At 71.6% G+C, this 20,018-nt stretch carries 25 protein-coding genes and 3 pseudogenes; 15 read left to right on the top strand and 13 right to left on the bottom strand.

Going from position 1 to position 20,018, the window contains the following annotated elements; all coding sequences use genetic code 11:
• Window positions 1–13: 13 nt before the first annotated feature.
• Window positions 14–2,056, top strand: a complete 2,043-nt coding sequence (locus tag ACLQ2X_RS23370; RefSeq protein ID WP_425683225.1) for a HEAT repeat domain-containing protein — start codon at window positions 14–16, stop codon at window positions 2,054–2,056.
• 121 nt (window positions 2,057–2,177) lie between these two features.
• On the opposite strand, the gene ACLQ2X_RS23365 is transcribed toward ACLQ2X_RS23370, so the two are convergent.
• From ACLQ2X_RS23365 to ACLQ2X_RS23350, 4 genes are all read right to left on the bottom strand, one after another.
• The gene (locus tag ACLQ2X_RS23365; protein ID WP_425683224.1) at window positions 2,178–2,528 is read right to left on the bottom strand and encodes a hypothetical protein; all 351 of its coding nucleotides are present in this window, start codon (window positions 2,526–2,528) and stop codon (window positions 2,178–2,180) included.
• Entirely contained in the window at window positions 2,519–3,391 is an 873-nt protein-coding gene (locus ACLQ2X_RS23360) for an MFS transporter (RefSeq protein ID WP_425683223.1), read from the bottom strand. Before ACLQ2X_RS23360 ends, ACLQ2X_RS23365 begins: the two co-directional genes overlap by 10 nt.
• Before the next feature lie 113 nt (window positions 3,392–3,504).
• The gene (locus ACLQ2X_RS23355; RefSeq protein WP_425683222.1) at window positions 3,505–4,371 is read right to left on the bottom strand and encodes an oxidoreductase; all 867 of its coding nucleotides are present in this window, start codon (window positions 4,369–4,371) and stop codon (window positions 3,505–3,507) included.
• Between the two features lie 196 nt (window positions 4,372–4,567).
• Window positions 4,568–5,047, bottom strand: coding sequence for an Lrp/AsnC family transcriptional regulator (locus ACLQ2X_RS23350; RefSeq protein ID WP_425683221.1), 480 nt, complete (start codon window positions 5,045–5,047; stop codon window positions 4,568–4,570).
• Between ACLQ2X_RS23350 and ACLQ2X_RS23345 the strand changes: the two are divergent.
• The 3 genes and pseudogenes from ACLQ2X_RS23345 to ACLQ2X_RS23335 all read left to right on the top strand — a co-directional run.
• Window positions 4,982–6,118, top strand: a pseudogene (locus ACLQ2X_RS23345) (Glu/Leu/Phe/Val dehydrogenase dimerization domain-containing protein); the annotation flags it as partial. The gene ACLQ2X_RS23350 and the pseudogene ACLQ2X_RS23345 overlap by 66 nt on opposite strands.
• Before the next feature lie 135 nt (window positions 6,119–6,253).
• Window positions 6,254–6,775 (top strand): DinB family protein, encoded by a 522-nt coding sequence (locus ACLQ2X_RS23340; RefSeq protein ID WP_425683239.1) that lies wholly within the window; start codon window positions 6,254–6,256, stop codon window positions 6,773–6,775.
• 107 nt (window positions 6,776–6,882) lie between these two features.
• On the top strand, window positions 6,883–7,314 hold the full coding sequence (locus ACLQ2X_RS23335) for a YunG family protein (RefSeq protein ID WP_425683220.1): 432 nt from the start codon (window positions 6,883–6,885) through the stop codon (window positions 7,312–7,314).
• Between the two features lie 227 nt (window positions 7,315–7,541).
• On the opposite strand, the gene ACLQ2X_RS23330 is transcribed toward ACLQ2X_RS23335, so the two are convergent.
• Complete coding sequence (locus ACLQ2X_RS23330; protein WP_425683219.1) at window positions 7,542–7,946, bottom strand: nuclear transport factor 2 family protein; 405 nt, start codon at window positions 7,944–7,946, stop codon at window positions 7,542–7,544.
• A gap of 18 nt (window positions 7,947–7,964) precedes the next feature.
• On the opposite strand from ACLQ2X_RS23330, the gene ACLQ2X_RS23325 reads away from it, so the two are divergent.
• From ACLQ2X_RS23325 to ACLQ2X_RS23315, 3 genes are read left to right on the top strand one after another with little or no spacing between them, the layout of a single operon-like run.
• Complete coding sequence (locus ACLQ2X_RS23325) at window positions 7,965–8,546, top strand: TetR family transcriptional regulator (RefSeq protein WP_425683218.1); 582 nt, start codon at window positions 7,965–7,967, stop codon at window positions 8,544–8,546.
• Between the two features lie 55 nt (window positions 8,547–8,601).
• Window positions 8,602–8,928 (top strand): hypothetical protein, encoded by a 327-nt coding sequence (locus ACLQ2X_RS23320; RefSeq protein WP_425683217.1) that lies wholly within the window; start codon window positions 8,602–8,604, stop codon window positions 8,926–8,928.
• Between the two features lie 32 nt (window positions 8,929–8,960).
• The gene (locus ACLQ2X_RS23315; RefSeq protein WP_425683216.1) at window positions 8,961–9,542 is read left to right on the top strand and encodes a dihydrofolate reductase family protein; all 582 of its coding nucleotides are present in this window, start codon (window positions 8,961–8,963) and stop codon (window positions 9,540–9,542) included.
• Between the two features lie 33 nt (window positions 9,543–9,575).
• On the opposite strand, the gene ACLQ2X_RS23310 is transcribed toward ACLQ2X_RS23315, so the two are convergent.
• Together ACLQ2X_RS23310 and ACLQ2X_RS23305 are read right to left on the bottom strand one after the other, a co-directional pair.
• The gene (locus ACLQ2X_RS23310) at window positions 9,576–10,064 is read right to left on the bottom strand and encodes a DinB family protein (RefSeq protein WP_425683238.1); all 489 of its coding nucleotides are present in this window, start codon (window positions 10,062–10,064) and stop codon (window positions 9,576–9,578) included.
• Window positions 10,065–10,110: 46 nt separating this feature from the next.
• Window positions 10,111–11,352, bottom strand: a complete 1,242-nt coding sequence (locus ACLQ2X_RS23305; RefSeq protein WP_425683241.1) for a hypothetical protein — start codon at window positions 11,350–11,352, stop codon at window positions 10,111–10,113.
• Here ACLQ2X_RS23305 and ACLQ2X_RS23300 point away from each other — a divergent pair.
• The 6 genes from ACLQ2X_RS23300 (at window position 11,333) to ACLQ2X_RS23275 (ending at window position 15,022) form a co-directional block, all read left to right on the top strand.
• Entirely contained in the window at window positions 11,333–11,413 is an 81-nt protein-coding gene (locus ACLQ2X_RS23300) for a hypothetical protein (RefSeq protein WP_425683237.1), read from the top strand. The two genes, ACLQ2X_RS23305 and ACLQ2X_RS23300, sit on opposite strands and share 20 nt — an antisense overlap.
• 39 nt (window positions 11,414–11,452) lie before the next feature.
• Window positions 11,453–11,965, top strand: coding sequence for a hypothetical protein (locus ACLQ2X_RS23295; RefSeq protein WP_425683215.1), 513 nt, complete (start codon window positions 11,453–11,455; stop codon window positions 11,963–11,965).
• 161 nt (window positions 11,966–12,126) lie between these two features.
• On the top strand, window positions 12,127–12,870 hold the full coding sequence (locus tag ACLQ2X_RS23290) for an SDR family NAD(P)-dependent oxidoreductase (protein ID WP_425683214.1): 744 nt from the start codon (window positions 12,127–12,129) through the stop codon (window positions 12,868–12,870).
• A 314-nt stretch (window positions 12,871–13,184) separates the two neighbouring features.
• Window positions 13,185–13,937, top strand: a complete 753-nt coding sequence (locus tag ACLQ2X_RS23285) for a GNAT family N-acetyltransferase (RefSeq protein WP_425683213.1) — start codon at window positions 13,185–13,187, stop codon at window positions 13,935–13,937.
• A gap of 211 nt (window positions 13,938–14,148) precedes the next feature.
• Window positions 14,149–14,517: a YciI family protein gene (locus tag ACLQ2X_RS23280; protein ID WP_425683212.1), complete on the top strand. Its 369-nt coding sequence runs from the start codon at window positions 14,149–14,151 to the stop codon at window positions 14,515–14,517.
• A 106-nt stretch (window positions 14,518–14,623) separates the two neighbouring features.
• Window positions 14,624–15,022, top strand: a complete 399-nt coding sequence (locus ACLQ2X_RS23275; protein ID WP_425683211.1) for a VOC family protein — start codon at window positions 14,624–14,626, stop codon at window positions 15,020–15,022.
• 147 nt (window positions 15,023–15,169) lie between these two features.
• Here the strand turns inward: ACLQ2X_RS23275 and ACLQ2X_RS23270 are convergent.
• Window positions 15,170–15,286 (bottom strand): annotated as a pseudogene (locus ACLQ2X_RS23270) (VOC family protein); the annotation flags it as partial.
• Here ACLQ2X_RS23270 and ACLQ2X_RS23265 point away from each other — a divergent pair.
• Window positions 15,283–15,832 (top strand): annotated as a pseudogene (locus ACLQ2X_RS23265) (alpha/beta hydrolase); the annotation flags it as partial. The pseudogenes ACLQ2X_RS23270 and ACLQ2X_RS23265 sit on opposite strands and share 4 nt — an antisense overlap.
• Window positions 15,833–15,844: 12 nt before the next feature.
• Here the strand turns inward: ACLQ2X_RS23265 and ACLQ2X_RS23260 are convergent.
• The 5 genes from ACLQ2X_RS23260 to ACLQ2X_RS23240 all read right to left on the bottom strand — a co-directional run bounded on the left by ACLQ2X_RS23260 (window position 15,845) and on the right by ACLQ2X_RS23240 (window position 19,434).
• The gene (locus ACLQ2X_RS23260; RefSeq protein ID WP_425683210.1) at window positions 15,845–16,906 is read right to left on the bottom strand and encodes a hypothetical protein; all 1,062 of its coding nucleotides are present in this window, start codon (window positions 16,904–16,906) and stop codon (window positions 15,845–15,847) included.
• Between the two features lie 33 nt (window positions 16,907–16,939).
• On the bottom strand, window positions 16,940–17,260 hold the full coding sequence (locus ACLQ2X_RS23255) for a PadR family transcriptional regulator (protein WP_425683209.1): 321 nt from the start codon (window positions 17,258–17,260) through the stop codon (window positions 16,940–16,942).
• 41 nt (window positions 17,261–17,301) lie between these two features.
• Window positions 17,302–17,799: a YcxB family protein gene (locus ACLQ2X_RS23250; RefSeq protein WP_425683208.1), complete on the bottom strand. Its 498-nt coding sequence runs from the start codon at window positions 17,797–17,799 to the stop codon at window positions 17,302–17,304.
• Window positions 17,800–17,861: 62 nt separating this feature from the next.
• Entirely contained in the window at window positions 17,862–18,605 is a 744-nt protein-coding gene (locus ACLQ2X_RS23245) for an SAM-dependent methyltransferase (RefSeq protein ID WP_425683207.1), read from the bottom strand.
• Between the two features lie 52 nt (window positions 18,606–18,657).
• Window positions 18,658–19,434 carry a hypothetical protein gene (locus ACLQ2X_RS23240; RefSeq protein WP_425683206.1) on the bottom strand — a complete coding sequence of 259 codons (777 nt, stop codon included), beginning with the start codon at window positions 19,432–19,434 and terminating at the stop codon, window positions 18,658–18,660.
• Window positions 19,435–19,547: 113 nt separating this feature from the next.
• On the opposite strand from ACLQ2X_RS23240, the gene ACLQ2X_RS23235 reads away from it, so the two are divergent.
• Window positions 19,548–20,012 carry a MarR family transcriptional regulator gene (locus ACLQ2X_RS23235; RefSeq protein WP_425683205.1) on the top strand — a complete coding sequence of 155 codons (465 nt, stop codon included), beginning with the start codon at window positions 19,548–19,550 and terminating at the stop codon, window positions 20,010–20,012.
• The last annotated feature ends 6 nt before the right edge of the window (window positions 20,013–20,018 follow it).

Below are 20,018 nucleotides of genomic sequence, written 5' to 3'. Positions count from 1 at the left end.
TAGGCTGCACGGCGTGTTCGATGGTCTTGACGCGGTTGCCTGGGGCGAGCTGTCACACGCGTACGGCAACGCCCACGACACTCCGGGACTGCTCCGGCGAGCCGGCTCCGAGGACAGCGACGCGGCCTCGGAGGCGTTGTCCGACCTGCACGGCAGCATCTTCCACCAGGGCACGGTCTACCCGGCGACGGTGCCCGCGGTGCCGTTCCTCGCCGAGCTGGCCGTGCGGGCCGTGCACCGCCGTGACGAGTTCGCCTGGATGCTGGGGATGTTGGCCGACCCCCGGCACGCGTACGGCGTCGACTTCGCCCGGGTGCGGGCGGCGGTCACCGCCCAACGGGAGCGTCTGGTGGCCCTGCTCGACGACGCCGATGCTCGCGTCCGTGAGGCCGCGGCCTACGCCACCGCGAAGGCGGGTGTGGCCGCCGAACCGTTGTGGCGACGGTGGGCGGTGGAGGACGATCCGACGGCGCGGGCGTCGCTGGCGCTCGCGTTGGGCGAGGTGGATTCGGCGGGCGCGGAAGCAGTGCTGGGTGACGCTGCCCGACACGGTGACCCGCCGGTCAGAGTGGCCGCCGCGGTGGCGTTGCTCCGCTCGGGCCGCGACTGGCCGGCGGGCACGATTCCCGCCCTGGTGGCCGCGATCGACGACGACGCGGCTGTCACCTGGGCCTGGGCCGGGGGAGCGGAGTGGTCGGAGGAGATCGTGACCGTGCCGTCCACCCCGGTGGCGGTCGCGGTCGTCGAGCACATGCTCCGGTCCGGTAATCCGAGGACCCGTGTGTCCGGGCTCTGGGCCATCGGCGTGTGCTGCCAGGCCCGACGCTCGGCGCCGCCGGTGTTCGTGCCACTGGTGGCACCGTTGCTCGACGACCCTGACGCTGACGTACGCGGCGGCGTCACGGACGTGTTGCGTCAGGCGGGTGCGGCAGCGGGGCGGTTCGCGGATGTGGTGGCCGATGCCGCGGGCCGTTTCCCCGACACCGCGGGTGAGCGGGGATTCACCGTCGAGTACCGGTCGGTCGAGACGTTGCAGCGGCTCGGTGATCCGCGCTGGGTGGAGCCGGTCTGTGTGGCGGCAGCCCGGGGTCACCGGTTCAGGTCGAGGCCCGGCGTGGTCCGCTGCACGCCAGAGGTCCTGGCCGCGGTCCGGGGACGGCTGGGTGATCCACTCTGCGCCGAGGTGCTGGCCGGGGTGGTCGGGCAGTGGGGTACGGATGCCGACGTCCTCGTGCCGGACCTGCTTGCCGCCCTGCCGCACGCCGGTCCGCACGTCGCCGCCGCGCTCCTCATGCTGGGGTACGACGACCACGCCGCCGTCCCGCACTGGCGTGCCCGGGCCGTGGAGACGGGCGACCTGCCGGCGGCCCTGGCGGTCCGGCGGCTGACCGGCGACACCGACGTGGTCCTCGACGCCCTACGCGCCGTCCTGGGCGGACACGCGCGGGTGCCATGGCGGGTTCCGCCGGGCCTCGGCGAGCTCGGTGCCGCCTTGAGGCCGCTGCTGCCGGTCGCGGCCGCACACCTGACCGGTACGGCCGAACGGGTGTACCCGCAGCGGGAACGGCAGGTCCTGGCGGCACGCGTGGTGGCGGCCGTGGCCGGGCCGGAAGGCGTGCTGCCGACGGTGGAAGCGGTGCTCGTGGCCGCGGACACGCCCGCGCGTCACGCCGCCGACCTCATCGCCGACCTCGCGTGCGCGTCCCCGGCCACGGTCGCCCACCTGCAACCACGGCTGCGCGATCGGCTCGGCGACCGTTGGAGCAGAGTGTCCGCCGCCGGGGCCCTCGCCCGTCTCGGGATTCCGACGGCGGAGCTGACCGAACCGCTCAGCCGCGCAATCGCCGACTACGACGGCCGGCCCGCCCTCACGACCGTCCTGGAGCTGCGAGCGGTCGAGATGATCCCCGTCCTGGCGGAACTTCTCGACCGCGACGACCGGTCCGGCGTGGGCGGCTCCGCGGATGACCTGGTCTGGGCCGACGAACTGTTCCAGGAGCGCGTCGAGGACGTGATCGCACGCCTTCGCGCGGTACGTGGGCCACAGCCGCGATGACGCGGACGTGTTCCGGGTTTCGCGTGGCCCGGTCCGCGGCACGGCAGTGGGGTGGCACCGCTCGGCCAGGTGCCATGCTCCTGCCTGTGACGCGGCCTTCGGCCGGCGTGCGACACACGACTCAGGTGGCCTCCGCCGGGACGGGACGGGTTCGCTCGCCCCACCGCACGACCGCCGGGGCGGCCAGACCCACCGCGACGAAGATGGCACCCATCAGCAGCCAACCGGGGGCGCCCCAGGCGATACAGAGCAGGCCCAGGACGGACGGGGCGGCCACGTTGGCCAGGCCGGTGCCGAGCCCGGCGACTCCCGTGTACTGCCCCTGCGCGTGCGGGGGTGCGAGTCGGAACTGCAACTCCAGCGAACCCGCCGTGTGCCACAGCTCGCCCACGGTGTGCGCGGCGACGCCCACCGTCATCACCGTCACCGCGAGCCATCCGGGCATCGTCGACGTGGCGGCGATCAGGGCCATCCCCAGCAGAAAGGCCAACCCGGCGCGGCGGATGCCCGGCCCGCCGCTGGACCCGTGTCGACCCCCCGGCTCGCCCTGACCTGTAGCGCCGCCACGAGAGCGGTGTTGACCAGCACGGCCAGCCCGACGAACCAACGCGGCGCGTCGGTACGCGAGATGATCCACACCGGCAGCGCGAAGACCAGCACCTGGCCCTGGATTCCCATCACGGCGTCGAGCGCGGTGACCGCCATGTAGGGCCTGTCCTTCAGAGCGACCCATCGTCCGGTCGCCTGTGGTGCCGCGACGGGCGGCAGGGCGGGCAGCCGGGTGATGATGGCGGCGCACGCCACGAAACTGACGGCGTTGCCGGCGATCAGGGCCAGGTAGGCGGCGCGGGTGTCCAGTTGCACCGCGGCGCCGGCGGCGAGGGCGCCGCAACACCCGGCCAGGTTGGCGACCGACCGGAGATAGGCCCGGTACTGGGACAGGTTCGTACCGCCGAAGCCGCGCACCAGCGGGCCGCGGGAGGCCCCGCCGGCTGATTGGGCGAGCTGGTTCACGCAGACCAGGACGACGAACGGCCAGAACGTGTGGACGAAGGCCAGCGCGGCCGTGGTGGCGGCGCGGACGACCAGGGTCAGCAGGTAGATCTCGCGCGGGCCCCGTCGGTCGGCGAGATGCCCCGTCGGGATGCCGGCGAGCATCCCGACGAGGGCGGCGGCGCCCATGCCCAGGGCGACCTGCCCGAGGGGGAGCCCGACGGAGCGGGTGAAGAACAGCACGGCGCTGGTCATGAAGACGCCGATGCCGACCATGTTGACGAAGGTCGCGACCGCCAGCACGCGCCGCGGGCCGCGCTCGGGGAGGAGCCCCCGGGCCACCGGCCACGATCGGGGCGGCGGAGGGGTGGAGAGAGACGATGCCGCTGCCTGCAAGGAGATGCCTTCCGTCGAGGGCGGTGGACTGGTGGTAGGGCGCAGCCCGTCCGGCAGGGCTAGTCGAGGCTGGCCAGTTCCTCGGGGGACAGGCGCAACACCCCCGCGGCCAGGTTCTCGACCAGATGGTCGGGGTTGCCCGTGCCGGGGATGGCCAACGTGTGCGGCCCGCGACTGAGGGTCCACGCGATCCGCACCTGCGCCGGCGTCGCACCGTGGGCACGGGCGACGGCCTGCACCGCCTCGTTGGTGGCCACGCCGCCGGCCTCACGTCCGTCCCCGGCGACCGCGAAGAACGGTACGAAGGCGACGCCCTGCTCCCCGCAGGCGCGCACGAACTGGTCGTGCATACGTCGGGTGTCGACGCCGTACGGGTTCTGCACGCAGACCACGGGGGCGATCGCCTGCGCCTGCGCGAGGTGCTGCGGACGGATGTTCGACAGGCCGAGATGCCGGATGAGACCGGCGTCCCGCAGTTCGGCCAGCGCGCCGAAGTGCTCCGCGACCGACTCCAGCCCGTGCTGGCGCAGGTTGACGACGTCCATGTGGTCGCGGCCGAGCTGGCGCAGGTTCTCCTCGACCTGTCCACGCAGTTGGTCGGGCCGGGCCAGCGGCAGCCACTGCCCGGAGGCGTCGCGGCCCGGCCCGACCTTCGTGGTGATGACCAGGTCGTCGGCGTACGGCGACAACGCCGTGTTGATGATCTCGTTGGCCGAACGCAGCGGCGAGAAGTAGAACGCCGCCGTGTCGATGTGGTTGACGCCGAGTTCGACCGCCCGGCGCAGCACACCGACGACCCGCTCCCGGTCGCTCGGTGCGCCGCCGTTGCCGGTCAGGCGCATCGCGCCGAAGCCGAGCCGGTTGACGGTCAGGTCGCCAAGCGTCCAGGTACCTGCGGACGCCGCACTGATCACATTGATGGGCATCGGGCGAATTTAGCCATCCCCGCCGGCCTGCACAGCCGGTCATATGCCCGATACCGGTCGCCGAGCATCACTGCTAACTTACTTACAGTGAGGACGCACTGTCGGACGTCCCGGAGAACGCTTGTCGATCGGCATCCGGGTCGACAACATTCCGTGACCCGGATGCGCGGGCGCACACCACCGAACCAGAGGCCGTTTACGGGTCAAGCGGTGCGATGACCTGCTTCCGGGCGTGCTGGTAGATGACGGAGCTGCGGAACCCGACGATCTCGCGGCGCCCGCTGAACTTGTCCATGAGGAAGACGTGCAGGCTGTCGACGCTGGGCACGGCGACGTGGACGAGGAAGTCGTCGCCGCCGGCCACGACGTACACCGACAGCACCTCGGGCAGCTCCATCGCATATTTCTTGAAGCCGTCGATGACGGCGCGGCTCAGCGGCCGGACCTGCACGTGCAGCAACGCCTGTACGCCGCGGTTGAGGGCGGCCAGGCTGATCTCGGCGTGATAGCCGGTGATCACGCCGCGTTCGCGCAGTGCCCTTACGCGCTCCAGGCAGGTGGACGGCGCGACACCGACCGCGCGCGCCAATTCGCGGTTGGTCTGCCGCGCATGTGTCTGCAGGTGCTCGATGATCGCCGTATCAAGTTCGTTCACGGCCGGAATTTTGCCATCCACTCCGAACGATGTTCGGTGGGAGCCGGTCGGTGCGGACCAGCTGCCTACTGTCGATCCCGTTCCGGCGAGCACACGACAGGAGCCGTCATGGTCGCGACCCACCTCGACACCGAGTCCGTGCACGAACACGTCGTCGTCAGGAAGGGCGTACGGTCCGGCGTGCCGATCGTCGTCGCGGTGCACTCCACGGCGCTCGGTCAGGCCATCGGTGGCTGCCGGATCGCGCACTATCCGCACTGGCGTGACGGGCTCACCGACGCGCTGCGGCTGTCGGCCGCGATGTCGGACAAGTGCGCGCTGGCCGGGCTGCCCAACGGCGGCGGCAAGACCGTCGTGGCCCTACCCCCGGGCAGGACGCTCGACGCGGCCGCCCGCCGGGCGGTGCTGCACGACGTGGGCGACGCGATCGCCGGCCTGGACGGCACCTATGCCACCGGGCCGGACGTGGGCACCGGACCGGACGACATGGTCACGATCGCCGAGCGCACCCCACACGCGTTCTGCCGACCGGTGCACGTCGGTGGCAGCGGTGACTCCTCCGGACACACCGCCGTCGGCGTGCTCGCCGCGCTGCACGCCCTGTGCACCGAGCGGTTCGGGTCAGCCGACCTGTCCGCGCGCAGCTTCGCGGTGCTCGGCCTGGGCCGCGTCGGCGGCCACGTGCTGCGCATGCTCGCCGACGCCGGCGCGACGCTGGTGGCCAGCGACGTCGACGAGGGCAGGCGTACCCTCGCCGTCACCGCGGGTGCCACCTGGACCAGCCCGCAGGACTGTTTGACCGCCGACGTGGACGTGCTCGTCCCCGCCGCCCTCGGCGGTCTGCTCGCCCCGCACACGGTGCCGACGCTGCGCTGCGCCGCGATCGCCGGCCCGGCCAACAACCAACTCGACACGCCGGCCACCGCCGACCTGCTGCACCGGTACGGGATCCTCTGGGCACCGGACATCATCGTCAGCGCCGGCGGCATCATCCACGCCACCGCCGTCGAGCTGCATCGGGAAAGCTCCGCGCAGGCCGCCGCCCGGGTCCACGGCATCGCCGACACCCTCGCCGAGATCCTGCGCACCGCCCACGCCACCGGCTCGACCCCGGCCGCCGCCGCCCGATCGCGCGCCCGCCACCACATCGAGAACGGCCGCTTCCCCCTCCACGGCCGCACCGACGCACCGGTCGCCGAGCCGGACGTCACGCGCAGGAGGGGCGGGCTGTTTCCCGCCGTCGACGATCGCCGGTTCACGGCATCCGCCACCGGCGACGAACGGCAACTGCTGCACGACATGCTGCGAGCCCAACGCGCCACCCTGACGGTGAAATGCTCGGACGTCGGGGAGGCCCTGGCCCGGCGGTCCGTGCCGCCATCGACGCTGTCGCTGCTGGGCCTGATCCGGCACCTCGCCGACGTGGAGCGTCGCTGGTTCCGCCAGGTCCTGGCAGGTCACGACGCGCCCCCACGGTTCTCGTCCCGGGCCAGGCCCGACGCCGACTTCGACGACGCGGCGCCCGACCCGGCGCTCGTCCGCGCGGCCTGGCAGGCGTGGCACGACGAGGTCACGTTCGCCGACGTCTTCGTCACCGCCGCCGCCGGCCTCGACATCGAAGGCCACGACAGCTGGCGCGGCCGCGTATCGCTCCGTTGGGTCCTCATCCACCTCATCGAGGAGTACGCCCGCCACAACGGCCACGCAGACCTGCTCCGTGAGCGGATCGACGGAACCATCGGCATGTAGGCCCTTCCGGGGGTGGAAAGTCGGCCCGCTGACCGACCCCCGGCCGGTCAGGACGCGAGGCGGGTACTTCTTGACTCTCGACCCGGTCGAGGGCCGACCCTTCCTGGGTGACGTCTGAAGAGCGCGACCACCGATCAGTCCCTCTCGCGATCGACCTGGAGATGCTGCGTCCGGTACTGCGCGCCGGCTGGGGAGCGGACACCTGCGACCCGCACGATGTGCAGGATTGGCACGCCGGCAACGCAGCCCGTGGTCAGTGCGGGGTGACTGCCTTGATCATTCAGGACCTGCTCGGCGGGGAGTTGATCCTCGGCGAGGTCTTCGCCGGCGGCGCCCAGGTCGGCTACCACTACTGGAATCGACTGGCCGACGGCCGTGAGGTGGACCTGACGGCTGACCAGTTCCAGCCACCGGAAGTCGTTGTCGGCGGTCAGGTTCAGCAACGCCCGCCGGGCCCGCCTCGGCGCTGCCGCCGGCAGTACGAGATCCTGCGTGACCGCGTCTTCGTAGCCCTCTACGGCGGCAGATCAGTGAACTGATCCTGGTGGGCGAGCTTCCACTCGATCATCGACGACACCGAGCCGGCCGTGATCACTGCGCTGAAGCTCGTCGGGTAGCCGCGCCCCGTGGTCCGCCGCGCCTCCCGACCCGCGTCCTTCCAACAGGTGAGGACGTCTACTGAACGCGGGCGTGAGCGTGTCGGCATCGCAAGCCATCCTTGCCGACTCGCCATTCGATCGGGAGGCGGTAGACCTGGGTGGCAGCTCTATGCTTGCCCGACGGCCTGGGCGATGGCGAGGGTGTGCTGGTACTCGCGCCAGTGGGCCATTTTGCCGTCCCGGGTGCGCAGCACCCCGATGAACGGCGCCGAGGCGGTTGCCCCGGTCGCCGTGTGGGTGCCGACCAGTTCGTATTCGACCACGATCACCTCGGGGTCGGCGGTCTCGTGCACGACCACGTTGCGGCAGTCGTCGAACCGGACCGGGAAAGCCGCCCGGCCCGCCTGCGTGTACTCGAGGACCCGTTGCTTCCCCTCGGTTCGTGTGGGGTGGCCGGGTGCGGCGAACGGTGTCTCGATCACCACGTCGTCGGCGAGCGAGTCCGCCTCGTAGGTGGGCATGTTCGCGAGCCAGCGGGCGCGCATGGTGTCGAAGATCTCGCGTGGTGTCATGTCTCTGTCCCCTGGATAATGAGTCGTGACTCGACTTGCACGACCGAGAATAATGAGTGGAGGCTCATTTTGGTAGAGGGGCCGCCGCTGCGTGCCGACGCGCAGCGCAACCGGGCACGCATCCTGGACGCTGCCGAAGTGGTCTTCGCCGAGTTCGGCGCCCGGGCCTCCACCGAGGAGGTGGCCCGGAGGGCAGGCGTGGCCATCGGCACGGTCTTTCGTCACTTCCCCACGAAGGACGACCTGCTCGCGGCGATCATGAAGCGGCTGCTCGCGCAGCTCGTCGAGGAGGCCGGAAAGCGCGACCTCTTCTCGTTCTTCACGCACACGGTGGCGCATGCCGCGGCGAAGAAGACAGCTGTCGACCTGCTCGCCGGCTCCGGCGTGGACATTCAGCTTCCGGATGCGCTGAGTCAGTTGGAAGAGGCGGTGGGCGGGCTGCTCGAACAGGCGCAGGCGGCCGGAGCGGTCGCCGACTCGGTACGGCTCCCCGAGGTGATGGCGTTGCTTGCCGCTGTGTGCCAGGGCGCCCTGCACGGCGGCTGGGACCAGCGGCTGCAAGCCCGCACGCTGGCGATCATCTTCGCCGGCCTTTCGTGAACCGTCCCTGGCGGGGCGTCGGCGATGACGGCGGGGCGTCCGCGATGCTGTCAGCGTGGAGTACGTCTCCAGAGTGCCGCGACCGCCGCTGGACGGGCTGATCGACGACCTCTACTACCTGGCGGGCACGCCCCCGTACCCCCGGCTGACGCTGCCGCCGATGCCGGCGGCGCTGCTCATCGTCAACCTCGGGGCGCCGTTGCGGGTCCGCGGCGGCGCCGACATCGAGACCACCGGGTACGCCGACGGCTGCGTGATCACCACGCCCACCCGCGCGTTCGAGTTCGGCTACCCACGCCCGACCCGGTCCGTCGGCGTACACGTCAAGCCGTGGGGTCTGCCGATTGATTTCCTACAAGAACGGCGGCTCACGACCCGCTAGCGTGGGGGCACCCAAGGCAGAGGAGAGCCCGCGTGGGCACTGTGGTCCTGTACAGCTCGGTGTCGGTGGACGGCTTCGTCGCGGACGAGAACGACCAGCCCGGCCCGCTGTTCGACTGGTTGACAAGCGGTGACGTCCCGTTGGACGACAGCGGCGCGTTGACGGTGTCGCAGACGTCCGCCGACTACATCCGGCCGTACTGGGACCGGATCGGCGTGACGGTCGTCGGGCGGCACGTCTTCGACCTGACCGACGGCTGGGACGGGACACCGCCGAGCGGGGTCGACCACGTGGTCGTCGTGACGCACCGGCCGGCACCCGAGGGTTGGGACGCCGAGGCGCCGTTTCACTTCGTCGACGGCGTTGAGGCAGCCGTGGCCAGGGCGCAGGAACTCGCGGGGGACCGCATCGTCGAGGTCGCCGCCGGCGAGGTCGGAGGCCAGGTGCTCGCCGCGGGCCTGGTCGACGAGGTACGCATGGACGTCGTACCCGTGGTGTTCGGGTCCGGCAAGCGCTACTTCGGGTCGGTCGACGCGCAGCACCTGCTGGAGGATCCGGACGTGGTGCTCCAGGGCGATCGGGTGCTGCACCTGCGCTACCGGGTGCGCCGTTGACCGGTCTGCACGGCGAGCACTTCTCCGTTCGGATCAGCGCGGCCCGAGCCCGGTGCGCCCGTCGATCAGCTCTCGCACGGCGTCCAGGTGGCCGGCGTGCCGGGCGGTCTCCTCGATGACGTGCAGAACGATCCGCCGCAGGTCGGTGGTCTGCGACGCCAGCGTCTCGTCCGGATGCCGGCCGGCCGGCGTCGCCGACAACGGGGCCGCGGCGATGATCGCGTCGGAGATGTCGCACTGGTCGCGATAGAAGCCGAAGACCTGGGACGGCGATCGAGTCGTGCGGAGTGGGGTGTTCTCGTCCGGCCAGGGCAACGGCTCGGCGGAGCCACGAAAGACCTCCTGGAACCAGTGGCGTTCCGCATGCCCGAGGTGCTCCACCAGCCCGAGCGGCGACCACCCGGAGGGCAGGACAGGCGTACGCAGCGACGTCAGGTCCAGATCCGCCAGGATGGCCCGGACACTGACCCGCTGATATTCCAGGAACTCACACAGCGCGGCCTTCTCCACATCGACCTTCATCACGCCGGCAGGCTAGCGGCCGGGACCGACACTCTCGCTCCTCACCTCAGTCGACTGACGAGCCGGCAAGCACCCGCTCGGTCCGGTCGCGAAGGGCATCGAGCTCGGCGGAACGGCCGCGCACCTCGATGAGGAGGTCGATGGCGGCCCGCAGATACTCCACGGCGATGACGTCCTCGTCGAAGGGAACGTCGACCTCGAATCGATCGAGCAGCACCTCGAAGTCGGCCACCACCGCCTCGGCGCGGGCGGCGGCCCGGTCGGGACCGCCGTTGCGCAGGGCGCAGCGGGCCGACTCGATCATCGCCCGGCCGACGAAGGCATGACATTGGCCCAGCAGGCGGGTGACGATGCGCCCCACCAGGTCGAGGCCGCGCTCCTCAAGCTCCGGATCGGGCTGGGCGGCGAAGGTCGCGGTGACCTCACGGGCGGCCGCGGCGAGCGCGACACCGTCGACCCACTCCTGGGAACCCTCCGCGGCACAGGGCTGCTGTCCGAGTCGAGCGATGCACGCCTCGGCTGCGACCGACAGTGCCGTCGCTGCTTCGAGGAGGAGGTGGAAGCGGATCCGATCCCTCTCCTGCGACGCGACTGCCAGCCGCGCGACCTCGAGCGCCACGGTGACGTCCTCGGTGCCACGCGTGGGCTCACCACGCCTGGCCCGTTCCAGGAGGGCCTGCGCGGCCGCCCGTTGCTCGGGCGACGGCCCGGGATCCCGGTCCTCGACGCTCAGGCCGAGTTCGAGCCGGTACGAGGTCCACGCCAGCGGGTCCTTGACGGGGTCCGGCTCGTTCGCGGGGTTGCCGGACGCGGCACGAACCACTCCGCCGCCGACACGGTCCATCGCGAGCCGCGCGTCGTCGAAGGACAGCGCGAACCGCTCGGTCAGGACGGCGAGGACATCGCGACGGCGCGACCCCTCCTCGTTGGCCGCACGGAGATAGCGGACGAGGGCGCGTACCGATGTTCCCCGAGCGAGCCGCACGTTCAGGTCGTCCGTCCATTCCACCTGACGAGGATGACGGCCGCGATCTCGAATCACAAGCGAGCCGATGCCCGCATCCAACAAGCGGTCGTCGTCGGTGCGGAGGTTGCCTGGCTGGAGGCCGGTGGCGAGGACTCGTGGCGGGTCTACGAGCGCGTGGGCTACCGGCCCGCCGGTCAGCGGCTCTACCTCGCCATGAACTGGGCAATGAGTCGCCTCTGACATCCCGGTCATCGACTTCGACTTCGCGGCACCCGGCGACCCGCTGGAGGACGTGGCCCACATGGCCTGGGCGTGCTGCATCTCGTCACGGCCCGACCGAGCGCGAGGGCGCCTACGTCGAGGCCAACCGGGAGACCTTTAATACCGCGCTGATTGCTGACGTTCCGGGTACACCTGACCGGTGATCCTCATTCAGCGGGTCCGCGTCCGGTGGACCGCAGCCGCCCGCGGTGCGCCCGCCGCGAACGCCCGCCGCGGCCTCGTCCGGGCGAGACCGCTGCCCGGGCCGCTGCCGGAGGCCGAGGTGGTCGTCCACGACGTGCTCGCCGACCAGGCGGTCGGCTACCAAGGCCGAGAAGGGGTACGCGCCGGAGGCGTCGCCCTGGCCCGTGAGGTCGGGCTGTGGCTCGGGTACGACCGGGCGTCGGTCGTCGTGGACCGGTTGCCCGGGTCGGCGGCGTATCCGCGCCCGTCGGTGTCCGCACGGCTGTTCACGCTCGTTGCGGGGCAGGTGGGCCGCCATCGGGCCAACTTCCGGTTCACCGGGTGCGCGTGCAGCCCGAGCTGGTACTACGAGGAGTGGCTGGCGCACGTCGCGTACGGCCCGGGGGCGGGTTTCGGGTACGGCGAGCCGGACCGCGACGTCGACCACCGTGTCCGGTTGTACGGGGGCGCAGTCGCGCGGCGCGGATGATGCCACGGCCGGTAGTGCCTCGCGAGGGAGCGCCTGAGCGTCCGTCAGACGGCTCCTTCGCGGGCAGCCGGAGGCGCTGTGCGGGGCCGAGTTCGCGACGCGCGAACGCGGCGTCCGATCCCCGCCGGACGGCTGGCCCGTTTTCGACAAGGCTCTCCACCATGAACAACGCACTCGATGGCAAGGTCGCTCTCGTCACCGGCGGTGGCCGTGGCATCGGCGCCGCGGTGGCCCTGCGCCTGGCGCGGGACGGCGCCGATGTGGCTCTGACGTTTCAGCAGAATCGGCGACGCGCCGACGACGTGGTGGACCAGATCATGGCCGCGGGTCGGCGGGCGATCGCCGTGCGGGCCGACAGCGCCGACCCGGCGGCGGTGATCGCGGCGGTGAACCGGACCGTCGGCGAACTGGGCAGGTTGGACATCCTGGTCAACAACGCGGGCACGTTCCTGCTCGGCCCGCTGGAGCAGTTGAGTCTCGACGAGTTCGAACAGACCATCGCGGTCAACGTCCGGGCACCGTTCGTCGCCACGCAGGCCGCGGTGCCCCACATGCCGGCCGGCGGGCGCATCGTCAACATCGGCAGCAACGTGGCCGAGCGCGCGGTCTTCCCGGGCTTTTCGCTGTACGCGATGAGCAAGACTGCCCTGATCGGCCTGACCAAGGCGCTGGGGCGCGAACTCGGCGGCAGGGCGATCACCGTTAATCTGGTGAATCCCGGGGCGACCGACACCGAACTGAACCCGGCCGACGGCCCTGACGCCGACACGATCAACGGGTTCACCGCCCTCGGCCACTACGCGCAGCCGGCGGACGTGGCCGCCGCGGTGGCCTTCCTCGCCGGACCGGACGGGCGTTACGTGACCGGGGCGACGGTCAACGTCGACGGCGGATTCACCATCTGACCCGGGCCTGGTCGACGAGGTACGCATGGACGCCGTACCCGGACGTGGTGATTTCGGGCGACCGGGTGCTTCACCTGCGCTGTCCGGTGTGCCGTTGACAGGTGCACATCGGCTCCGCCAAGATGACGGAAGCACACGCGAACCGCGTGGGCACTCTGCATGAAGGAATGACGCCTGTGATCCGGGTAGGCCGAGCGGCCGCCTGAGTGTCGACCGCGCGACGGACGATCGTCGCGTGCCTGCGGCACGGTGGAGCGGCCCGACGTTTCCTCCGCCCATCGCAGCTTTCTCATGCATCGAGGTTCACGTTGAGCATGGATGTCCGCATCCAACAGTCCGTCGTCGTCAACCTGTCCCGCCGGCCCGCGCCCGTCGAGGTGGGGCCCTTCGTGATCGGGCTCGACCCGACGACGACCAGCCCGCACATCAACTACGCGACGCCGCGTCCCGGCACCGTCGTCACCGCGGCCGACGTCACCGCCCTGGTCGCGGCGTTCCGCGCCGCGGACCGCAAACCCCGCCTGGAGTACGTCACCAGTTGCGCCGCCGACCTGGAGGCGCTCCTGGCCACCGCCGGCTTCACCGTGGAAGCCCGGCACACGTACCTGATCTGTGTGCCGGGCACGCTGGCGTCGCCACCCGTACCGGAGCACCTGCACCTGTGCGAACCCGGTGCCGATTCCCAGCGCGCCGCGCTGATCAGCGCGCAGAACGAGGCGTTCGGTGAGGATTCGGCTGCCTCCGAGGCCGACGTGGCTCGGCTGCGGCACCAGCAGGACGCCGGAGGTGTGGCCGTCATGGCGGTCAGCGATGACGGCACCTGCGCGGGCGGCGGCGGTGCGGCCGTGCCCGTCGGCGCGGTCAGCGAGGTCGCCGGCATCGCCGTGCGCCCGCCGTACCGTCGCCGAGGGCTGGCGTCCGCGATCACCGCCGAGGTGAGCCGGCGGCTGTTCGTCGCCGGCACCGAGGTCGCCTGGCTGGAGGCCGGTGGCGAGGACTCGTGGCGGGTCTACGAGCGCGTGGGCTACCGGCCCGCCGGCCAGCGGCTCTACATCGCCATGGACTGAGACTGACGAGGGGACCGGGCCGAGGTTCGACGACCGAGGCCCGGGAACCGTCGGCACGGCCGATGCGGGTTTCCGCCTGTCGGTGATGCTTCATCTTCGTCGTCGTCGAGGAGCATTGAATTCGGGTCCATAACGTCGGATTCGGGTCGGGCCGTTCGTAGTGCTGGTGAGGGGCGGCCGGACAGGGTCGCCGGAACAAGGGAGTCATGGCATGCCGCGGTACCTGATCTCGTTCGACGACGGCGCGATGGACCACATCCCCGCCGAGGAGATGCCCGAGGTGGGCAAGGTCGCGCATGCGGTCATCCAGGAGGCGGTGAACGCCGGGGTGTTCGTGTTCGGTACCGGGCTCGAACGCCAGCAGGCGAGCATCGTGGGCACGGACGGGGTGGTCACCGACGGGCCGTACCCGGAGACCAAGGAGGTCATCGGCGGGTTCGTGATCCTCGACGTGGCCTCGCGCGAGGAGGCGCTGAAGTGGGCTGCCAAGATCGCCGTCTCGTGTCGCTGCGCCCAGGAGGTCCGGGAAATCATGCCCGACCCGGAGACGGACGCGATGCTCCGCGCGGCGGGCCGCTGACAGGCGCGGTGACGGTCGGTGGGTGTGACGCCGGGTCGCGGTCACGCCCACCGCGCTCGCCGCAGACCCGGTCGAGGAAAAGCCGTTTCGTCATTATGGTGGACGCATGGTGCCCGTGACTGGACTTGACCACGTCGTCATCGCCGTGTCGGACTGGCAGGCCGCCACCGACTTCTATCGCGACGTCGTCGGCGCCGACGTGATCGGCGTCGACGGCGACCGCGTCGCGTTCCGGATCGGTCCGCACCAGTTGAACGTGCACGGGCCGGGCGACGACCTGGGCGACAACGTCGCCCGCCTTCCCGTCCGGCCGGGCAACAGCGACATCTGCTTCGTCTGGGCCGGGCCGATCGAGGATGCGGTGGCGCACCTGCGGCGGCACGACGTGGAGGTGGAAACGGGACCGGTTCGACGATTCGGCGCCGGTGACGCCGGGACCAGCGTCTACTTCCGCGACCCGGACGGAAGCCTCCTGGAGTTCATCTCCTACCCGGAGTCCTCGTGAAGCGCGGAGCCTCGACTTCCCCGAGGCAGGCGGTGTTCCGGCAGAGTGGCGACAGCACCAACTCGACGTGGCGTGCCTCCGCCGGGAGGTCCACGTCGAACTGCACCAGCCAGCGGCCCGGCGCGACGCCCAGGCGGGGCGCCTGATCAGGCAGAACGGGTGACCGGCGGGATCGGCGTACACGTGGTCGCCCGGCAACCGCCGCGCGCCGAGCGCGAGGACCGCCGCACCCGCCGCGTCCTGGTCGTCGACCATCAGGTCGAGGGGAGTACGCCCCCCGTACCGCCTTCGACGTCACCGCTGTGGCACTCGGCCTGCTCGCCGGCCCACGCTGGCCGCAACTGGCCGTGATCGTGCGGGACATGGACGCCGGTACGCCACCACCTGCGGTCAACCTCCCGGTGGCCGCCGCGGCGTTCTGCGCCGACGGTCCGGCTGTCGTGCGCGACTACGCCGAGTACGCCGGTCTGGTCCGGGAGGCCAGAGCCGTCGCCCCGTCCGTCCGGTACGGCGCCGGCCTGGTGGCCGCGCAGGTCTGCCTGGGCTGGCCGTCACCGGTCCGCAACCCGCCGCACGAGCTGACGGTGCACACCCGCACACCGCTGCTGCTGCTCAACGCCCGGCACGATCCCCGTACCGGCCACGCCTGGGCGGTGAATGTCGCCCGGCAGCTTGGCCGGCACGGGCGTCACCTACGAGGGCTGGGGCCACGGCACCTACCAGCGCAACGACTGCACGACCGCGGTGGTGGACAGGTACCTCGTCGACCTGACGTTGCCCGCCCCCGGCGCGCGATGCCCGGCGAGCTGAGCCGGCGCGCTGCTAGACCGCCGGTTCCGACGCCCCGGCGAGGGTAGGGCCCGCCGGGCGCCGGTGCGGCAGCGCCGCGAGGCCCAGCGCGAGCAGCAGCAGGACCGTGCCGAGCAGGAACGGCAGCGACAGGGTGGGCTGGCCGAGCCACTCCCACGGCACGTGCCAGCGCGGATGCGGCTCGTTCAGGTGGTGCGTGAGCATCAACGGCACGCCCAGCAGGATCGGCGCGGTCCAGAACAGCATCGCGACGCCGTACAGGAACTTCACCGGAGCCTGCACCACCGGGCGCCGTCCCTCGGTGCGGCGGCTGGCCCAGCCGAACACCATCCAGCCGCCGACGGTGCCCAGTGCGAAGGCGAGCAGACCGGCGGGATACGCGGTGCCGGGGGTGGCGCGGCTGAGGGTGAGGCCCATCGAGCCATCGGCGTTGAGCTCCACGGTGAGGATGTGGTCGTCGCGTTCGGCGTACACGGTGATGTCGGAGGGGATGGACGCCGGGTCGCACCCCGGGCTGTCGGCGACGCAATCGTAGGCGTTGGTGTAGACGGGCGCGCTCCGCTCCCACCCGGCTTTGTCCAGGCGCTGCCGCAGCTCGGTGAGCCCGGCGGCCGGCGCCTGGTCGAACGACGCGGTCAGCTCGGCCAGCGCGTACTCGGCGCCGTCGCCGAGCAGCAGCTCGGACAGGAAATCCTTGTCGAGCGGGTGGCCGTAGATGAGGAACACGGCGGGCGGGTTGTCCTGGTCGAGGTGGCTGATTTGCCGGTCCGGGTAGAGCTGCCCGACCACGGCGGCGAGGTCCCGGTGGTCGAGCGGGCGGGAGCCGAGCCAGGCGAGCCAGGTGCCGAACGACGCGGCGAACAAGCCACAGGCCATCGCGAAGACCGCCGCCCAGGCCACCACGGAACGGCTCGCCGGCCGTCCCAGTCGGGCGCGCAGACCATGGCGTACGAGATTCGCGGCCACTCGGGTACGCCGGTGGGCCGCGCCGACGTCCCGTACCGTCTCCAGGATCTCGGCTCCTCGTGCCCGGCGGTAGTCACGGGGGTAGGCCAGCAGCAGCCAGCGGTGCATGGGTGTCTCCCTATGAGGCCGCGACGGTGGGGGTCAGGCGGGGCGGGGCTTCAGGGCGCGCAGCCGGGACTCGGCGGCGGACGCGAGTTGCCGCAGCCGTTCGGTCTGGCGCGCCAGTTCGGCCTGGCCGTCGGCGCGCAGCCGGTAGTAGCGGCGCAGCCGGCCGTCGACCACCTCTTCGTGACTGAGTTCGACGAGGCCCTGCGCGACGAGGCGGTCCAGGGCGGCGTAGAGCGTGCCGGGCAGCAGGTTGACGCGACCGCCGGACATGCCGGCGATCTCCTGGATGATCCCGTAGCCGTGGCGCGGCTCGTCGGCCAGCGCGGTCAGGATCAGGAAGGTTGCCTCACGCATCTCATTCACCGAGGCAACATATACAGTCAATCAATATATGGTCAAGGGGTGTCGAGTAGTCCGCGTTCGGTCATGAAGGCGCGCAGCGTCCCGGCGTCCTCGGCGGACACCAGCCACCGGGGGATCACGGTGGCCGGCATCCGTCCGACGTGCACGATCCAGAAATCCGGGGTCTCGGTGACCCGCGTGACGCCGTCCCAGGCGATGCCGCCGGACTCCGCACCGCTGCGCATCAGAATGTTCTTCTCGTCGATGTCGTAGGCGCCCTCGACGGCGTAGCCGCCGGAGCGGCGCCGGGCGCGCCACCGCACCCATGGCGCGTACAGCATGGACAGTGCGCCGGCCGCGATCAACGCGGTGTACAGCGGTGTGAACCGGTCACCCCGGTCCGACGCCTGCGAGGCGAGGAAACCGACCACCCCGACCGCGGCGAGGACCGCGCCGATGTGACCGAACCGACGCAGCCGGACGGCGGCGAGCGCGGCGGCCACCCGGCCCGGGTAGGTGGGGTCGGCCGGCACGGTGAAACGGATCTGCACGTCCGCACGATAGTGCCCCGGCCGACCGCGCTCGGGTGCGACTCGCGCCGCTGTCCGGTATGTCAGGCTCGGCGCAGCACGAACGTCACGAAGCCCAGCATGTTGCGGTACCCGCGCAGCCACTGGTCGCGGTGCTCCCGGGCGGCGGTGAGCGCGTCGGCGGCATCCGGGTGACCGGGGTTGTCCAGCGCCCACTCGGTGAGCGAGCCGGTCCACGACCACTCGTAGTCGTCCCACTCGGCGGTGTCGCTGACGTGCGCGTACACCGGGGTCCAGCCGGCCTGCTCGGCGGCCTCGACCAGGCCGGGGAGGTCGGCGTGGTCGTCCGGTTTCGCGCCCAGCGCCGCGAGCGCCCGCGGTGTCGGCGGCACCTGCCAGAACCCCTCACCGACCATCAGGATGCCGTCGGCGTTGACGTGCCGGCCGGCCAGTCTCAGCGTCTCGCCGAACCCGCCGAGCGCGTGCGTCGACCCGACACACAGCACCAGGTCGTAGTCGCCGTCCGGCGCGTACGCGCGGGCGTCGCGCTCGTGCAGGGTGAGCCGGTCGGCGAGGCCGCGTTCGGCGGCGGCGTCCGCGGCGCGTTCGAGCGCGTACGGGCTGAGGTCCACACCGTCGGCGTGCCCGTCCGGGTAGTGCGCGAGGGCCTGCAACGCCCACGCGGCCTCGCCGCAGCCCAGATCGAGGATGCGGGCCGCCGGTCGGCGGCCGGCCCGGCGCAGCAGCCGGTTGAGGTTGACGCCGGAGATCGGGGCCGCGATCGGATGGTGCGTGTGCGCGATGCTGCTCAGCCGTTGACGGTCCATCGGCGCAGTCAACAGGAGGACCGCCCTCCGCGCACCCGGGTTGTCCCGGCGGTCAGAGCCGGCAGACGATCGTCGCGTCGTCGGTGACGACGCCCTCGCGCGACTCGATCTCCCGGACCCGGCGGATCACCTCGGCCGGTCCGCCGGTCTCCAGCAGGCGCAGCAGCCCCGCCCAGTCGGTGCGCCCGAACGTGTCCACGAGGCGGCTCGCGCCGTTGCTGAGCAGCGCCGCCGCGGTCACCTCGCCGGCCGGGCACTCACCGGTGACCGCCTCGGCCACCACCCGCGGGTCGTCCTTGGCGACCCAGAAACCGCCCGGGCTGTTCCGGTGGCCCCGCAGCTCCGTCAGCAGCCGCCGGTGCTCCTCGCCGCCCTCGGGCACGTCCCTCAGCCGCTCCTCGAAGGACCGGGCGATCACCACCTCGCGCGGGTCGTGGGCGACGACAGGCTCACCCGTCGTCCGGCCGAGGACCGCGACCGCGTCCCCGAGGACCAGGTGCTCGACCAGGCCGTCGGAGAACCGGAGCATCGCCACCGCCGCGAACGGGCTGATCGGGTGGGTGACGTCGCAGGTGTCGCGGTGCTCGTCGGTGATCCGCGCGATGCCCCCGGCCAGCACGTCGCGCAGGCTGTGCTCCTCGGCCAGCGCGCCGAGGAGGGCGCCGCCGAGCCGGGTGGCATACCACGCCACGCCGTGGTGGCAGACCTTGTCCACGCCGGCGATGCCACCCGCGCCGTCGACCAGGACCATGCCGCACGGAACGGCACCGGCGAAATCCTCATTGGCCCGGCCGGGGTGTCCCGCGTCGGTGGCCATCGCTACCCGCATGCGCCCCATCATGCCGAGGCCGAGAGGTTCGCGACGCCCCTCGCGACTTGAGCTGAAGCGAGGTTGAGGTCGTAAAGTCGTGCTCACCTGTTCACCACCGGAGGTGGATCGCCATGACGACGCAGCAACTGTCCGACGCCGAGCTCGCGGGCCAGCCGGCCGCCTACTGGACGGGCGTCGCGTACGAGTCGCTCATCGCCTTCACCCGAGCCCAGCAGGCGGCGCACGGCTTCACCCAGCCCCAGTTGTGGCTTCTGCGTAACCTGTCCCCGAACGACCTCCTGCCCGGCGGTGGCGGGCGGACCGTGCCCGAGCTGCGGCAGGCTATGGCCTCGTATCTGCGTGCCGAGGACGATCTCGACGCCGAGGCGGACGTCCTGCTGGAGCGCGGGTGGCTCGCCCGTGACGAGAGCGGCAGACTGCGGATCACCGAGGCGGGGGAGGGCGCCCGGAGCAGCCTCAAGCAGCACGTGCCCGCGATCCGGGCCCGGATCCACGAAGGCGTCGACGACGCGGACTACGTCACGGCGCTGAAGGTGCTCCGGCAGATGATCCGGAACACCGGCGGATCGGTGTAGCCCGGC

This window comes from Micromonospora sp. DT31, from assembly GCF_049841795.1.
Taxonomy (GTDB): Bacteria; Actinomycetota; Actinomycetes; order Mycobacteriales; family Micromonosporaceae; genus Micromonospora.
The sequence above is the reverse complement of the archived record's forward strand: the minus strand, read 5'-3'. Positions and strand labels throughout refer to the sequence as shown.

Coding starts and splice junctions, on each gene's coding strand:
- ACLQ2X_RS23365 (WP_425683224.1), bottom strand. CDS start 2,528: ATGGCCCTGATCGCCGCCACGTCGACGATGCCCGGATGGCTCGCGGTG.
- ACLQ2X_RS23355 (WP_425683222.1), bottom strand. CDS start 4,371: ATGCCCATCAATGTGATCAGTGCGGCGTCCGCAGGTACCTGGACGCTT.
- ACLQ2X_RS23330 (WP_425683219.1), bottom strand. CDS start 7,946: ATGACACCACGCGAGATCTTCGACACCATGCGCGCCCGCTGGCTCGCG.
- ACLQ2X_RS23325 (WP_425683218.1), top strand. CDS start 7,965: ATGAGTCGTGACTCGACTTGCACGACCGAGAATAATGAGTGGAGGCTC.
- ACLQ2X_RS23310 (WP_425683238.1), bottom strand. CDS start 10,064: ATGAAGGTCGATGTGGAGAAGGCCGCGCTGTGTGAGTTCCTGGAATAT.
- ACLQ2X_RS23300 (WP_425683237.1), top strand. CDS start 11,333: ATGGCCTGGGCGTGCTGCATCTCGTCACGGCCCGACCGAGCGCGAGGG.
- ACLQ2X_RS23305 (WP_425683241.1), bottom strand. CDS start 11,352: ATGCAGCACGCCCAGGCCATGTGGGCCACGTCCTCCAGCGGGTCGCCG.
- ACLQ2X_RS23290 (WP_425683214.1), top strand. CDS start 12,127: ATGAACAACGCACTCGATGGCAAGGTCGCTCTCGTCACCGGCGGTGGC.
- ACLQ2X_RS23285 (WP_425683213.1), top strand. CDS start 13,185: ATGGATGTCCGCATCCAACAGTCCGTCGTCGTCAACCTGTCCCGCCGG.
- ACLQ2X_RS23280 (WP_425683212.1), top strand. CDS start 14,149: ATGCCGCGGTACCTGATCTCGTTCGACGACGGCGCGATGGACCACATC.
- ACLQ2X_RS23275 (WP_425683211.1), top strand. CDS start 14,624: ATGGTGCCCGTGACTGGACTTGACCACGTCGTCATCGCCGTGTCGGAC.
- ACLQ2X_RS23260 (WP_425683210.1), bottom strand. CDS start 16,906: ATGCACCGCTGGCTGCTGCTGGCCTACCCCCGTGACTACCGCCGGGCA.
- ACLQ2X_RS23255 (WP_425683209.1), bottom strand. CDS start 17,260: ATGCGTGAGGCAACCTTCCTGATCCTGACCGCGCTGGCCGACGAGCCG.
- ACLQ2X_RS23245 (WP_425683207.1), bottom strand. CDS start 18,605: ATGGACCGTCAACGGCTGAGCAGCATCGCGCACACGCACCATCCGATC.
- ACLQ2X_RS23240 (WP_425683206.1), bottom strand. CDS start 19,434: ATGCGGGTAGCGATGGCCACCGACGCGGGACACCCCGGCCGGGCCAAT.
- ACLQ2X_RS23235 (WP_425683205.1), top strand. CDS start 19,548: ATGACGACGCAGCAACTGTCCGACGCCGAGCTCGCGGGCCAGCCGGCC.